The sequence below is a fragment of the uncultured Duncaniella sp. genome (genome assembly GCF_910577345.1).
Classification (GTDB): domain Bacteria; phylum Bacteroidota; class Bacteroidia; order Bacteroidales; family Muribaculaceae; genus Duncaniella.
Genome location: NZ_CAJTMT010000003.1, coordinates 93,876 through 109,466, shown reverse-complemented (window position 1 = coordinate 109,466; position 15,591 = coordinate 93,876). Strand labels below are relative to the sequence as shown.

The following is a 15,591-nucleotide window of genomic DNA, read 5'->3' as shown; positions in this document are numbered from 1 at the left end:
ACCACTACTTCAATGACTTTTGTCACTATCTGTTTGGACAGTTGTCATGGGCAAAGGTTTAATCACTTAATTTTGCGTCCAAACAATAGCATCATGACAGTAAAAACATTCATCGACCGCCCGATTTTAGCCGGTGTAATCTCCGTGCTGATTGTGATTCTGGGCGTTTTAGGCTTGCTTCAACTACCTATCGAACAGTTTCCTAATATCGCGCCTCCGACAGTAAGGGTGTCGGCGACCTACACAGGCGCCAATGCCGAGACGGTGCTTAAAAGCGTGATTGTCCCGCTTGAGGAATCGCTCAACGGCGTGGAGGACATGATGTATATGACATCCACGGCGACCAACACCGGCACCGCTTCCATCACGATATATTTCAAACAGGGGACGGATGCCGACATGGCCGTGGTCAATGTCCAGAACCGTGTGGCTTCCGCACAGGGTCTTCTTCCTGCGGAAGTGACGAAGAGCGGTGTGACAGTGCGCAAGCGTCAGAACAGTACTCTGAAATCCATCACCCTCTACAGTCCGGATGACAGCTATGATGCCAACTTCCTGACCAATTACATGAAGATTAACATCGAGCCTCAGATTTCGCGAATTGCGGGTGTGGGCGAGGTGAATATCTTCAGCGCGGAATATGCGATGCGCATCTGGCTTGATCCGTCGAAAATGTCGCAATACGGGCTTGTTCCGGCCGACATCGACAAGGTGCTTTCGGAGCAGAACATAGAGTCGCCTACGGGCACGCTCGGAGCCGAGTCGCTCAACACTTTCCAGTATGTGCTGAAATACCGTGGCCGCTATGAGGATGCTGAGGACTATGAGAATCTTGTTGTCCGTGCGCTCCCCGACGGAAGCGTGTTGCGCCTGAAGGATATTGCCACCGTTGAGCTTGGAGCAGTCAATTATGCGATGCTGAGCGAGACGAGCGGCCACCCAGGAGCTAACGCGATGATTGCACAGACGGCAGGCTCGAATGCCAACGAGGTCATAATCGAGATTGACAAGACCCTCGACGGGATAAGGGCAAAGTTGCCCGCAGGCATGGTGCTGACCGACATTTCAAGCACCAAAGACTTCCTCGACGCATCGATATGGAAGGTGATTGAGACGCTTATCATCGCCCTCATCCTTGTGGTGATGGTGGTCTATGTGTTCCTCCACGATTTGCGTGCGACATTGATTCCGGCCCTTTCCATCATCGTGTCGCTGACCGGAACATTCGCATTCATCTATGCTGTCGGGTTCACTCTGAACATGCTGACACTGTTTGCGATAGTGCTTGTTATCGGTACGGTGGTGGATGACTCCGTTGTTGTCGTCGAGGCAGTGCAGGCGAAATTCGAAGCCGGAAAGAAGGACCCCTACGAGGCTACTGTCTCGGCTATGGGAGGGCTTTCGGCCGCACTTATCACGACCACCATCGTATTCATGGCTGTGTTCATCCCGGTATGTTTCATGGGTGGCACCTCCGGAACGTTCTACAAGCAGTTCGGTCTGACGATGGCGGTTGCGGTGGGCATATCGCTCATCAATGCGATGACTCTCTGTCCCGCGCTCAGCGCTCTGCTCATGCGTCCCGGCAAAGGGGCAGGGGAGAAGCTCAACTATGTCGAGCGTTTCCACTATGCTTTCGATAAGTCGCTTGAGACTGTCGTCGGGCAATACCGCACAGGTGTGATGTTCCTTTTCAAGAACCGCTGGATTGTCGGTGTGCTCTTCCTTCTCTCGATAGGTGGACTTGTGTGGCTCGTCTCGACAACGAAGACCGGTCTTGTGCCGCAGGAGGACATGGGTACCATCAGCCTCAACGTGCAGGTCGCTCCCGGCAGTAACCTCGCGGAGACAAGCGAGATAATGGATGAGGTGGAGAATGCCATCAAGGATATTCCGGAAATCTACATCTATTCGCGTGTGACCGGCAAGAATGCGCGTCATGACCAGTCGGCCTCGGCCGGTTCGTTCAACATCAGGCTGCGCGACTGGAGCGAACGCAAGGATGCCTCGCAGGACATCAATGCCGTCATCAAGGAAATCTATAAACGCACCGAAGGGATAGCCTCGGCGCAGATACGCGCCTCGCAGTCGCCGATGATTTCGGGCTACGGAACCGGCAGCGGTTTTGAACTGTATGTCCAGGACAGATCGGGAACGACAACCGACGAGCTTCTGAGGGTGACCCGTGAGTTCATCGACTCTCTCAACAAGCGTCCGGAAATCTCACGCGCCTATACGACATTCGACACCAAGTATCCGCAGTATATGGTCGAGGTCGATGCAGCCAAATGCCTTCAGATGAATGTCTCGCCGGCCGATGTGCTGTCGACTTTGGCGGGTTATGTCGGAGGAAGTTATTCATCAAACCTCAACCGATTCACAAAACTTTACCGAGTGATGGTCCAGGCCGCTCCGGATGACCGCCTCAGTCCTGAATCACTGAAAAGCATGTATGTCCGTTCGTCGACAGGAGAGATGGCTCCTCTCGACCACTTCATCACACTGACGCGAGTCTACGGGTCGGAAAGCCTCTCGCGTTTCAATCTCTTCCCTTCGATTTCAGTCTTCGGAGAGCAGGGTGAGGGCTACAGTTCAGGCGAGGCGATCAATGCCATCAAGGAGGTTGCCGACAAGTATCTGCCGTCGGGCTTCGGATATGAGTTCGGAGGCATGTCGCGCGAGGAGTCGTCGGCCGGAAACACTACTGTCCTTGTCTTCAGCATCTGTCTTGCCTTCATATACCTTATATTATGTGCGCTCTACGAGAGTCTGACAGTCCCGTTTGCCGTCATCGCTGCAGTCCCGATGGGATTGGCCGGAAGTTTCCTCTTCGCGCGATGGTGGGGGATCGAGAACAATATCTACATGCAGATTGGTCTCATCATGCTTATCGGACTTCTTGCCAAGACGGCTATCCTGCTTACGGAATATGCCACGGCCCGACGAAAGGAGGGTATGGGATTGGTAGCTGCGGCCATCTCAGCCGCCAAGGCGCGTTTCCGCCCGATCATAATGACCTCGGCTACAATGATATTCGGTATGCTTCCGCTGATGTTTGCCTCCGGTGTGGGTGCCAACGGTAATATCTCTGTCGGAGTCGGTACGGTCGGAGGACTTCTCTTCGGAACTTTGGCCTTGCTCTTCCTGGTACCGGTGTTTTTCATTGTGTTTCAGTATCTCCATGAGCGCATCACTCCTAAAAAACGCTTGCCTAACTCACAAAAAACGATTAAAGAATAATTATAAATAACGATTTCTTGTGATTCGCTGTTGCCCATTAGGGTAACAGCGAATTTGTTTACCCTTGAAAATATGTCGTTTGCCAATTATGGCATGAAATATTGGTTGTTTATTTTGTTGATTGTCAATATATTGCGGTTTTAATACCTATTTCTGAGTATTTTTTTAGGATTATAAACTACCGACCTTTGCACTACAAAAAGTTAATTCGACATGACAATTTGGAAAAGGTATTTATTGTGTAGTATTTCTCTTCTGATTATCACTGCCACAGCATTTGCCCGGGAAGCTCAAGGGATGATTTCCGGAAAAGTTATTTCAGTGGATGGCGAGCCAATCGACTTCGCCACAGTGTTCCTCAAAGGGACATCTTATTCCTGTTCGACTAACGAAAAAGGTCTCTATCATCTGTCGGCACCGGCGGGTGACTATACATTGGTCTTCACCTGCGTTGGCTACGAACAGCAGGAGGCCAAAGTGAAGATTTCCGCCTCGGAACGCCGGAAACTCAACGTGAAGCTCAGACCTGTCACCCAACTCGGCGAGGTGATAGTGGTCGGCAGTCAGCTCAGCAAGGTAAAGAACTCGGCCTTCAATGCAACGGCTGTCAACACTCAGGATCTCGTCAACACGACCAAGACACTCAGCGAGGCGCTTGCAAAGGCTCCGGGCATGAAAATCCGTGAGAGCGGGGGTGTCGGTTCCGACATGGCCGTGACGATGGACGGTTTCAGCGGAAAGCATGTCAAGGTGTTTATCGACGGTGTTCCGCAGGAAGGTGTCGGAAGCGCGTTCGGCCTCAACAATATTCCGGTCAACTTCGCTGACCGCATCGAGATTTACCGTGGCGTTGTCCCCGTCGGTTTCGGCGCGGATGCAATCGGCGGTATCATCAATATCGTCACTCCAAAACGTCAGCGCAAATGGTTTGTGGATGCATCGTACTCCTACGGATCGTTCAACACCCACAAGTCATACGTCAACTTCGGCCAGACCCTCAGAAACGGTTTCAAGTATGAGATAAATGCTTTCCAGAACTATTCGGACAATGATTACTGGGTCGATACCCCTGTTGAGAATTTCGAGACGGGAGCCATCAACCGTCGCAAGAAAGAGCATGTCAAGCGTTTCAACGACACATATCACAATGAAGCCGTCATCGGTAAAATCGGTTTTGTCAACAAGCCCTGGGCCGACCGCCTTCTTCTCGGGTTCAACTATTCGCACGTTTATAAAGATGTGCAGACCGGTGTCCGTCAGGAGATTGTCTATGGTCAGAAACACCGCCACGGCCACACTCTGATGCCCTCACTCGAATATGGCAAGCGCAATCTTTTCACCAAGGGTCTTGACGTTTCGTTCAACGCCAACTACAGCCGTAACGCCAACATCAACGTCGACACCGCTTCGGTCAAATACAATTGGTTCGGCCAGACTGAAAAGCTCAACTCTCCGGGTGAGCAATCATATCAGTATGCCCGCGCCGACAACGACACTTGGTCGGCTGCCCTTACCGCCAATTACCGACTAAAGGATCACCATGTGTTCACTGTCAACGATGTATTCAACGGTTTTGACCGCAGCAACCGCAATCTCATCACCGGAAGCGAGGATGAGTATAATAAGGTGACGAGCAAGAATATCCTCGGTGTCTCATACCGCTACATGCCCAACGAGAAACTCAATTTCTCCGTTTTCGGCAAGGAGTATCATCAGTATGTGTCCGGCCCTGTGACAAGCAATTCAGGAAGTTCTTCACAGACCGACTACACTCTCACAAGCCGCTCAGATGATTATATCGGATATGGTGCTGCAGGAACATGGTTCATGCCTCTCGGCTTCCAGTTGAAGGCTTCCTACGAAAAAGCCTACCGTCTGCCCTCGATAGAGGAACTTTTCGGTGATGAAGACCTTGAGCAAGGACAGGTGAACCTGAAACCTGAATCGAGCCACAATCTCAACTTTAACCTCAGCTTCACAAAGAATTTCGGTGTCAACTCGATTTATGTCGAAGCCGGTTTCATCTACCGCGACACCCGCGACTATATCCAGCGCAACATTCTCGCACTCAGCGGAGGCAAATCTGCGGCGACATATATCAACTACGGTAAGGTCGATACAAAGGGATTCAATATCTCTGCCCGCTACACCTTCTCGAAGTGGCTCAGCATCGGCGGCAATTTCTCGCAGATGAATGTGCGCGACAATATGCCTCATGTGATGGGATCGACGGCCGACAACATCGCCTACCGCGAACGTATGCCCAACCTTCCCTATCTGTTCGCTGACTCCGATGTCAATTTCTATTGGGTCGGACTTGGAGGCAAGGGTAACACTCTGACTGTCACCTACGACAACCAGTACACCCACAGTTTTTCATACTATCCCGCCAATATCGGTGCTGCGAACAATGACTATATCGTCCCGACGCAGTTTGCCAATAATCTGACATTCAGCTACAGTATAGCTCACGGACGTTACAACCTCTCGTTTGAATGCCGCAACTTCACCAACGCTAACCTCTATGACAACTTCAGTCTTCAGAAAGCCGGACGTGCATTCTACGGCAAGGTGAGGGTGTATTTCGGAAATTAAACATAACAAAAAATACAATCTAAAAAATCACAATGGACAAAAGATTTCTCATGCGCGTATTGGGTGCGCTCGTTCTCCCCGCGCTCGTTTTCACTTCTTGCTCTGATAATGATGAGCCGGGTAACAAGGGTAATGACGACGACAACACTTCCGAGAATACTGAAGGCCGTTTCGTCATCGCCGCTACAACAACCGCTTCGGCAGGCAGTGTTCCCGTAATTGTCACAGCCGAGTCGATTGACGAGGGCAGCGTGACACTCGAACGCAACGGTCTCACCAACGACGGTGCTACCCAGTGGGTATTCCACGGAACAGAATATCTCTATGGTCTCACATACAATCAGGGTAACGCCGGCACCACCCGCAGCTATGTTCTCGGCGAGGATGGTCAGGTACGTGCCCGTGACCTTGAATACAAGGTGTCGCGTTTCTCTTCCTACGGTGCATACGATGACAACATCCTCTCGATGTCGTCGGGCAACGGCCCCATTAAGTTTGCCGATGCCAACGGTAATCTTCCCCAGACACTCCTCTTCACCAAGATTAATGTCAAGGAAGAGACTTCAACCGCCAACGATACTGAGAGCGGAAAATACTCAGTCGAGAACTATCTCGGCAACGGCGAGTATGTCACTCTTTCAGGTGCTGAGCAGAGTGGCCGTCATCTCTACAGCGGTGTGATTCCCATGGGTCTCAGCGCTTACGGTACGAACGTGGACAATGGTAAATACATCCTCCCCGGCAACGAAGATCTCGTCGCTACCGCCGACGGTGGCAGCAGCTACACCAAGGGTGCGCTTTCGGGCACACAGTATCCCAATTCATGCTGGGTTGCAATCTATGACAACGGCGATTTCCTCAACCCCATAATTGCCAAGACAGACAAGATCAGCTATGCAGCCGGCCGTTTCCGTTCACAGTACTATCAGACCATCTGGGCAGCTGAAAACGGTGACATCTATGTCTTCTCGCCCAGCTTCGCCAAAACTCAGACCGACAAGCGCCAGAAGACCACTCTCCCTGCAGGTGTGGCCCGTATTCCTGCCGGAAAGACTGAATTTGATGACTACTATTGCAACATCGAGGCACTTTCAGGTGGCCGTTCGTTCATGCGCTGCTGGAGTGCCGGTGGAAACTACTTCATCCTTGTCATGTATGACACAGCTGAATTCAAAGCCACTACATCGGCTACCTCGCTCGCAATTTTCGATGCTGATGCAAAGACTCTGAAATATGTGACCGGCGGTCCCGCTGACGTTACTTCAATCGGCAAGACAGTCTATGTACACAACGGTTCTGTCTATATCGCCATCAATTCTGAATCCAGCTCTCCTGCAATCTATCGTATTGATCCTGCAACTGCCAAGGCTGAGAAGGGCATCACTGTCACCTCGGCTGCTGAAATCAATGGTTTCGGTTTCATGACAGTAGCAAAATAAAACCGGAGAGTGAATGAGCCGATTATTCCTTAGATTCACAGAAGTGCATAAGGGAGAGGATGTTTAATCACATCCTGTTCCTTATGCTCTTTTACTCTTTTCGATTAAGGTATTCGGGCAAATTATATTAAAAAAACATCTCAATCCGCCGCAGCGATGAAATTTTTCAGAAAAATCCATTTATGGCTTTCCGTTCCGTTCGGAATCTTCATCACGCTTGTATGTTTTTCCGGTGGTATGCTCATCTTTGAGCCTGAAATCACCAGAGCTATCAAAAGCGATGTCTACTATGTGTCGTCCGTCAAGGATCAGCCTTTACCCCTCGGGGAGCTGATGGAGACTGTCAAGGCAAGTCTGCCCGACAGTGTTTCCATCACGGGTGTGACAGTGTTTGACGACAATGAACGCACCTATCAGGTGAGCCTCTCCAAGCCCCGCAGATCGTCGATGTTCATCGACCAGTACTCGGGTGAGATTACAGGTAAGTATGAGCGTCTTGGTTTCTTCTCCACAATGTTCAAGCTTCACCGTTGGCTCCTCGACAGCGCCAATCCTCATGTCGACGGTGTGAAGGTCGGTAAGACCCTCGTGGGCATCTCGACCATTATTTTTGTCATTGCTCTTATTACAGGTGTGATTATCTGGGTACCCCGTGCCCGCAAGAATCTGAAAAAGAGTCTAAGCATCTCTTTTGACAAAGGTTGGAAAGGTTTCTGGAAGGGATTGCATGTCGCAGGTGGCATGTATGCCTTGATTTTTGTACTTGCGATGGCCTTGACTGGTCTGACTTATTCGTTTGGCTGGTATCGCACTGCCTTCTATGCTGTGTGTGGTGTTGAGCACACTCCCCGCAATTTCGGTCAGGGTGCACCTGCCGCTTCCAAAAATGAAGGTGGCGAGCGTGGCGAAGGTCGTGAAGGTCGCGGCGGTCGCGGTGAAGGCCGTGGCGAAGGTGGCGAATGGAAAGGTCGCGGCGAAGGCGGCGAAGGTCGTGAAGGTCGCGGTGGTCGCGGTGAAGGCCGTGGCGAAGGTGGCGAATGGAAAGGTCGCGGCGAAGGCGGCGAGGGTCGTGAAGGTCGCGGCGGTCGCGGTGAAGGCCGTGGCGAAGGCGGCGAATGGCATGGTCGCGGTGAGGGTGAAAACTCCGGCGAACGTGGCGAAGGTCGTGGAGGACGTGGCGGTCACCGTCGTTCAGAATTCGGACGTTGGCAGCAGGTCTATGACGAGCTGAAAGCCCAGAATCCTGATGCTCCACAGATTACCATCAGCTCTGAAAGCGCTTCTGTGACACTCGGCACTACCGGCAACGGTCGCGCAGCTGATCGCTATGAGTTCAACCGTCGTACAGGTGAGATTTCTCCCTCGACTCTCTATGCTAATTCCAAGGAGGCTGATAAGCTTCGCGGATGGATTTATGCAATCCACACCGGCAGTCTCGGCGGAATCGTGACCCGCATCCTTTGGTTGCTTGGCGCACTGCTCGGCGCATCGCTTCCTCTCACCGGTTACTATATCTGGATTCGCCATCTCAAAAGGAAGAAGGATGGACATCATGACCATCATAAGCATTGATGCCGTTTCCTGACGTTAGTGCAGGAATATACAAAAAAGCCTGAGGGCCGAAATCGCATGAATCTCAAATTTGATTTTCTGCGATTTCGGCCCTCAGGCTTTTCTGTTGAAATTAATCATGGAAGGGTCCTATCTGCGGCTGACACTGAAGAGGCCGGCCATGATGGCGAAACCTAAAGCGATGTAGAGACAGACGTGGACGGGGGCAGATGAATTGGCGGAGGTTGTGAGTGCGAAGACAATTGTGACGAGGGTTGCACCGAGGGTCTGGCCGACAAGGCGTGCGGTGCTCTGCATTCCGCCTGCACCTCCGGTGCGGTGGACGGGTGTCGACGTTACCATCACGATGTTGTTGGGGGTCTGGAAGAGTCCGAAACCAACACCACAGACAGCCATGCGCCATGCGATGTTCCATTCTGAAATTCCGGTGGGCGCGAACAGGAGGAGCAGGACTCCGACTGCATAGACCACCATGCCGACAGCGGCGGTCGCGCCTGCGTTGTGGCGCTCGACGAAGCGTGCAGCCATCGGTGAGATGATCATTGTGGCGAGTGGCCACGGTGTCATCAGCAGACCGGTGGTGATTTCCGAGAATCCGTAGCTGTTGAGGAAGAGGAAGGGGATGGAAATCATGGCCACGTTCTGGGCGATGAACGAGCACACGGAGGTGAAGATGCTCAGGGTGTAGATTTTGATTTTGAAGAGGTCGATGGGAAGCATCGGGGACGGGCGTCCGAACTGACGGCGGACATAGAAATATCCTGTCACCAATCCTGCCACGAGCAGAATGATATTGAGACCAAGGTCGCCATGGCGGGCGAAGTTGCCGATGGCGATGAAGATGAGACCGAAGACAATCATGTTTTCAACGGCGCTAATCCAGTCGAATTTTCCGGTCTGTTCGCGCGGAGGATTCTGCGGGAGGAGTTTCTTGCCGAGGAAGAAGGCGATGATGCCGAAGGGGACGTTGATGAGGAAGAGCCAGTGCCATGATGCAATTGAAAGGATGGCACCGGCGATTGTAGGACCGGCAGCGGTGGAGATGGCTATCACCATTCCGTTGAGGGCAAGTCCGCGGCCGAGGACATTGCGGGGATAGATCAGACGTGTCAACGCTATGTTTACGCCCATTACGCAGGCTGCGCCGATACCCTGCAAGGCTCGGGCGGCGATGATGAGTGCGAAGTTGGTCGATGCTGCACACATAGCCGATGCAAGTGTGAATATTGTCACTCCGACCATGAAGCAGCGGCGGTAGCTGTAGCGGTCGCCGAACGACGACATCGGAAGGAGGAGCATGGTGATGACCAATTGATAGATTGTAACGATCCACACGGCGTAGGAGTCGGAAATGCCGAATTTCGATGCCATGACAGGCAGAGCCACGTTGACAACCGTGACATCAAGCACGGTCATGACAAGCACGATGAGGATTGCGATGACCGCGGTGTATTTACGGATTGAGAATTTAGTTGAAACGGATTCGCTCATAGAATATGATGATTATAATTTGAGACGCGTACATTTATACTCACTCTTATTTACAACGTCGTTTATCGGAATGTGTTGCGGTGGCGGTGTATATAAATTCATCTAAAAAGACAAGATTGCGCGCTGACGCGGCAATCCTGTCTCGAACAGATGATCATAAAACGAATCTTTCTTACCTGAATATATTCCTGATGTATATAGTCTTTCTGTGAGGACTGTGATTTCTGAGAGGTGATTTTCGGAAACCTCTTATTTTGTCTGTAGGAACAGCCATTCACACACCGGAGTCAATTTGTAGGCATAGTCGAAGGAATACATGTGCTCGCTTCCTTTTCCGTCGTCGGGAAGTACTGACTTAGGAGTGAAATTGATGATGTTGACGGGCGCACCTTTTGCGAGCATTGCGCTTGCAAGAGAGTCCTGCTCGGCTTGCGGGAGTTTTGCACTCCAGGTTTCATATTCGTATCTGATGCCATCTTTTTCTGCCGCTTCTTCGAGAGCCTTGATGTTGCCGAATGAACTGCCGTTTTTTCCGGCGGTGACGTAGGTGAACTTGTGGCGTGCGAGTTCGCCGAATTTGTCAGTGTCCCAGTGGCAGTCTACGAAGAGTGATGCAGCGAAGAGGTCGGGGTAGGTGATGTTGTAGTACATCGAGATCATACCTCCCATGGACTGACCGGTGGTGTAGAGACGGTTCGCGTCAACGTTTTTGTCGGCCACGATGCCTTTGAGAAGACGGATGACCATGTCGACTTCGTCGGTGTGTTCGTATGCGTCATTGACGGCGACACCGGAATATTGCGGGACGAGCACGTAGCATGGATTTTTCGCCTGCCATGTATCTGTGGCCCAGACAAGGGCGCCGTAGCCTTGGGTGAGGGGAGTGGTGGGGTCTTCACCGGGGGTGCTTGCATCGGCCATGAAGAGCACGAGGGGATAGTTGCGTGAAGCATCGGCATTCTTGGGAGAGAAGAGATTGTATTTCATCGTCTTGCCGGTAGTCGCGTCGGTGTAGTCCAATTGTTTGAATTCCGGGACTTCAGCTTTTATCATGGCCTGGAGGACGGCATCGCCGGTCTTGTCGATTACGGGACCGCCGCCGGGGGAGCCGAGTTGGGGCCCGCCCACGCGTTTGCCATTCTTTTCGGGCCTGCCGGGAGTGGAATCGTTTTCCTGTATTGAATCCGTCGATTCGGATGTCTTGGAAGCACTGTTGCATGAGGCGAGTGATGGCAACGAACATGCCACCGCGAGAGTCATGACTGCATTGAATGTGAATTTCCTGATGTGCATAATTTTTATTTCTTCAATTTTCTTGACAGTTGCCGGAGATAAGGCAGCGTGTCTATGATGATAAGACTCTACAATGTCGGAAAGTTTAATTTTCTTGGCAAACTACTTTGGAGTGAGGGTGAATGGCTATTGATGGCTGACGGGTGGGGTGTCATTAAGTTAGTAGGGAGGAAGATGGTCAGTCTTAAGTCTGATAGGTGGAGTAAGTGTTAAATTTTAGATGTCAGGCTTTTGGCATTTGTCATTACAAGGAATAATAACTAAATTTGCAACAATGGTTTCACCCTATTCCTTTCCAGAAGATTTGTAGACAGAAAGTGTGTGATAGAAGTTTTCAGTGGAATGATGTGGATCTTTCTACACCCGTTTAGAGGTTAATGGCAATGCGAAATTTAATTTTTATTCTTTTAGCGGCAGTTTCCGTGGGCATCGTTTCTTGCTCGCGTTCGCGGTCACACGATGAGGTGTTGACCATCGCGGAGGGGCTGCTGCATACTGATACGGACAGTGCTCTCTCGATGCTTGACCGGATTGACCCATACGATTTGAAGAATGATTCTCTCAAGGCGAAATACCACTACTTGAAGGGGTGGGGGCATCTGAGGCAGAATCGTTCGATGATAGGTGATTCGCTCATTTCGTTCGCATATAAGTATTATCGCAGTAAGGATATGGTGAGGGACGTAAGGAGTTCGACGGCATCGGCGTGGTATAAATTCTGGGTCGGTGATACACCCGGTGCCATCAGTATGTTTGATTCGATTGTCGCGCTGAAAGGTGTGGCTGATTCGCTTTTGGTGCAGACTCTGCGTATTCGCGTATTGCTCGGAGCGGCCGAGTATCAGGGACGGGAGCTTATTCCTTTGGCCAAAAGACTTGTGGAGATTGAGACTGATTCCATGAGGAAAATAGAAGCCACATGTATGCTCGTCAGTGCCTACGAAAATGTCTATCTCCCTGATTCCGCTCTCATGCTCACAGACGGACTCATCGATTATGCCCGCGCTAATAGGTGGGGTGATAAGCAATTTCTCTTTGAATTCCAGCGTGCTCAGATATTGGCTGAAATGGGCCGGAATATTGAGAGCAACGAGGCCGTGGCTGAGATATTCAGAAAGTCGTCACCCGACAATGGTGCAGCCGACTATCTGCATCTGCAACGTGCGATGAATTTTTTGAATCTCGGTGACAGACAACAGGCAAGCCGAGAACTTGCTTTGGCCGACAGTTTTGCTTCACGGCTCAGGAGTGATGACGACACCTATTACAGAAGCTACAGCAATCTTCTGCATGTCATGATTGATTTCAAGGAGACCGGACGGATGAAGCTTGAACATGTCAATAGTCTCAATAATCGTCAGAGGGAGCGTTTCAACCGCATGAAAGCTTCGCAATGGGAGTCAGAGCGTGGAGCGTTGCAGCAGCAGAGCCGTGCGCTTGCACTCAAAGCGGAAAATGAGCATAAGACGGTGGTGATTCTCGTCGTTGCCTTCGTGACTTTCCTTATTGCTGTCGGAGCTATGTGGGTGATAAGAATGCGCCGTCATCGCGAACGTGAGAATGAAGAGCGCATAGAGGCTTTGCAGAAAATGGTTGATGAGTTCAATGCAGATTCTGCCTCCCGTGCTGCGGGGGCTGTTGACCATCTCGCTTCCCTCCGGCGTGCGATGCTCCAGCAGTTGGGCGTCATCAAGATGGTGGCTGAGACTCCAACGGAACAGAACCGCGAGATGCTCCGACGAATATCATCGATTGATGGCGAGACCGATGGTGGACTCGTTGATTGGGAAAATATCTTTGAGATAATCAACAATCTTTATTCGGGGTTCTATGATAAGCTTCACAGTCAATATGGCGCTGTGCTCAACAATAAGGAGGAGCAGATAATCGTATTGATGATGGCGGGTTTCTCAACGAAAGAGATCAGCGTCATAACCGGCCAGACAACCTCGACAATCTATGTCCGTAAATCCTCAATAAGAAAGAAACTCTCCACACCTGAAAAGGAGGACATAGTAGCATTTCTCCGCAAAGAGTTGTCGTGAAACTCATATTTGATGGGAATACATTCGTCTATCTTTCGTAATGATGTTGTGACTTCGAATTCGTTTAGGTTAAAGCACAATGTTAACGAGATACATCCGCTTATGGAGTCTGCGCTTTGGTGGAAATTTATAGAATGTCAAATTTTAAATGTCATTTGAATGGATTGCCTTTAGGAGATTGGCTTACAATCCAGCGGAAGGCATTGACGAACAGAAGATTTTGGGTTGCATCAGTGAATTCCTCATCGCCATGACCCATATTGAGATATATCATGCGGTAGCGACGGTTGCTCCATACCACCGGGAAATCTCCGTGGCTGATGACATCCTTCAAGCCTATCGGGTAGTTCGATGAAGAAAGACTGAGCAGGACTTCCACGTCATCGTTCTCTCCGGGCGCAGGCTTCCACTGATACCATTCACAAGCCGGCGCAACAAATGTTGACGGAATATTTCCCGTCACAGGATGATAAGCCGATGATACCACTTCAAGGAGAGCCGGTTGCGGTGGCCATGTGTTGCAATAGAATGTACCCGCCCCGAGAAAGCGGTTGAACCACGGCCAATCCGTAGAACTATCGTTGTAGGCAGCTGCATGGAAACCCATCCATCCTCCTCCGTTTTCCATGTATTTCTCGAACGCCTCCCGTTCGTTCCGGTGTGTCGGCATGGCGTTGATTGAGATTATTATGTCGTAATCAGAAAGCCGGTCGACATATCCCGACAAAGAGGTGGTCACGCTGTAGGTGTAGCCTTCTCCATAGGAAAGACGATGGAAAAATTCAATCGCATCTTTTGCAAAATCGACATGCGCGCTCTCAGCAGTGTCACTGTAGTAAATCAAAGTATTGAAACGTGGAGCTTTGGCATAGTTGGCCGGATAAGAATCATGAAGAATGTTACCGGCCACTGCAGAACTCAAATCATGCAAGTCGTTGTCTCCGGAATAATCCCAATACATCACACCAAGCAGCCCGTTGGCCTTGACGAAATCACATTTGGCCGTGATGGAACGAATGTTGTCGTAGCCTATTACCAATTGGCCGTCCTTGTCCGCGATATAAGGTGCTGAGGCTATAGAGTCCCAACATTCATGAAGACCGGGCAGAACGTTTATTGAATTATAGTCAACGAAATCGGAATATGGATCTGTCCCACGTCCATAGAATGGCAAACCGAGTGTGAGCTTACCGGGAGGCAATCCGGCTGCAATATGAGCTTTCACCGCAGATTCGGCACTATTGCTTCCTGAGATTCGGGAGGCATGGAGAGGACTGTGGTGGTGCGGAGGCCGGGCCATGTCGTAGGCCATGATATTGACGAAATCGATGTATGGCAATATCGCCTTGAAATCAATGAAGGATGCATTGTGGACAGAAGCGAGAGTCAGGAGAGCACGCTCAGGGAGGGAGTCGCGGAGATTACGCATCAGATGCGTGAAGTTATCCGTGTCATCTACAGAGGAGGAAATTCCTGCAGAATTGCTTGTCGGATATTCCCAATCAATGTCAATCCCGTCAAGATTATACTCTTCCATTATACGGCGGCAATCTGCGGCAAAATCACCACGAAGTTTCGGGTCGGCTGCCATCTCACTGAAGCGGCCGCTTCCCCATCCACCGATGGAGAGCTGAACTTCAAGATCCGGATTAAGCCGCTTCAAGTCGACAAGCTGACGAAGCCGCGACGGATTATCAATCCTCACACCATTGAAAGTGTCGTTGACATGCCCGAAGGCATAGTTTATGTTTGTCATCAGGCGCGGATCGGGAATATCTTCGCTCCACGATGTGATATATGCCACAACCCGTGAGGAGCCGTAGACGGCGCGCGGTGTAATAAAAAAGAAAATAATCAGGAGGAGAGCCGAAGCACACTCCATCCCGATTATTTTCCGACTTTCGAGAATATTCATA

At 50.7% G+C, this 15,591-nt stretch carries 8 protein-coding genes; 5 read left to right on the top strand and 3 right to left on the bottom strand.

The genetic code is table 11. From position 1 onward, the window contains the following. Positions 1 to 93 precede the first annotated feature (93 nt). The 4 genes from QZ310_RS02395 (at position 94) to QZ310_RS02380 (ending at position 8,846) form a co-directional block, all read left to right on the top strand. Complete coding sequence (locus QZ310_RS02395; protein WP_297069992.1) at positions 94 to 3,240, top strand: efflux RND transporter permease subunit; 3,147 nt, start codon at positions 94 to 96, stop codon at positions 3,238 to 3,240. Between the two features lie 297 nt (positions 3,241 to 3,537). After that, complete coding sequence (locus tag QZ310_RS02390; protein WP_297070141.1) at positions 3,538 to 5,835, top strand: TonB-dependent receptor; 2,298 nt, start codon at positions 3,538 to 3,540, stop codon at positions 5,833 to 5,835. 32 nt (positions 5,836 to 5,867) lie between these two features. Next, positions 5,868 to 7,274: a DUF4374 domain-containing protein gene (locus tag QZ310_RS02385; protein WP_297069990.1), complete on the top strand. Its 1,407-nt coding sequence runs from the start codon at positions 5,868 to 5,870 to the stop codon at positions 7,272 to 7,274. Positions 7,275 to 7,430: 156 nt separating this feature from the next. Continuing rightward, positions 7,431 to 8,846, top strand: a complete 1,416-nt coding sequence (locus tag QZ310_RS02380; protein WP_297069988.1) for a PepSY domain-containing protein — start codon at positions 7,431 to 7,433, stop codon at positions 8,844 to 8,846. A gap of 129 nt (positions 8,847 to 8,975) precedes the next feature. Here the strand turns inward: QZ310_RS02380 and QZ310_RS02375 are convergent, their stop codons facing one another. Both QZ310_RS02375 and QZ310_RS02370 read right to left on the bottom strand, forming a co-directional pair. After that, positions 8,976 to 10,337: an MFS transporter gene (locus QZ310_RS02375; protein WP_297069986.1), complete on the bottom strand. Its 1,362-nt coding sequence runs from the start codon at positions 10,335 to 10,337 to the stop codon at positions 8,976 to 8,978. A gap of 249 nt (positions 10,338 to 10,586) precedes the next feature. After that, complete coding sequence (locus tag QZ310_RS02370; protein ID WP_297069984.1) at positions 10,587 to 11,630, bottom strand: alpha/beta hydrolase-fold protein; 1,044 nt, start codon at positions 11,628 to 11,630, stop codon at positions 10,587 to 10,589. Positions 11,631 to 12,013: 383 nt separating this feature from the next. Here QZ310_RS02370 and QZ310_RS02365 point away from each other — a divergent pair, with 383 nt between their 5' ends. Then, a complete protein-coding gene (locus tag QZ310_RS02365) occupies positions 12,014 to 13,675 on the top strand; it encodes a LuxR C-terminal-related transcriptional regulator (RefSeq protein ID WP_297069982.1) in 1,662 nt (553 codons plus the stop codon). A 151-nt stretch (positions 13,676 to 13,826) separates the two neighbouring features. On the opposite strand, the gene QZ310_RS02360 is transcribed toward QZ310_RS02365, so the two are convergent. Further along, complete coding sequence (locus tag QZ310_RS02360) at positions 13,827 to 15,590, bottom strand: glycosyl hydrolase family 18 protein (RefSeq protein WP_297069980.1); 1,764 nt, start codon at positions 15,588 to 15,590, stop codon at positions 13,827 to 13,829. Position 15,591 lies beyond the last annotated feature (1 nt).

Bases quoted from the DNA above. Each gene is read 5' to 3' on its own strand.
- QZ310_RS02395 (WP_297069992.1), top strand. From the start codon at position 94: ATGACAGTAAAAACATTCATCGACCGCCCGATTTTAGCCGGTGTAATC.
- QZ310_RS02375 (WP_297069986.1), bottom strand. From the start codon at position 10,337: ATGAGCGAATCCGTTTCAACTAAATTCTCAATCCGTAAATACACCGCG.
- QZ310_RS02360 (WP_297069980.1), bottom strand. From the start codon at position 15,590: ATGAATATTCTCGAAAGTCGGAAAATAATCGGGATGGAGTGTGCTTCG.
- QZ310_RS02370 (WP_297069984.1), bottom strand. From the start codon at position 11,630: ATGCACATCAGGAAATTCACATTCAATGCAGTCATGACTCTCGCGGTG.
- QZ310_RS02380 (WP_297069988.1), top strand. From the start codon at position 7,431: ATGAAATTTTTCAGAAAAATCCATTTATGGCTTTCCGTTCCGTTCGGA.
- QZ310_RS02390 (WP_297070141.1), top strand. From the start codon at position 3,538: ATGATTTCCGGAAAAGTTATTTCAGTGGATGGCGAGCCAATCGACTTC.
- QZ310_RS02385 (WP_297069990.1), top strand. From the start codon at position 5,868: ATGGACAAAAGATTTCTCATGCGCGTATTGGGTGCGCTCGTTCTCCCC.
- QZ310_RS02365 (WP_297069982.1), top strand. From the start codon at position 12,014: ATGCGAAATTTAATTTTTATTCTTTTAGCGGCAGTTTCCGTGGGCATC.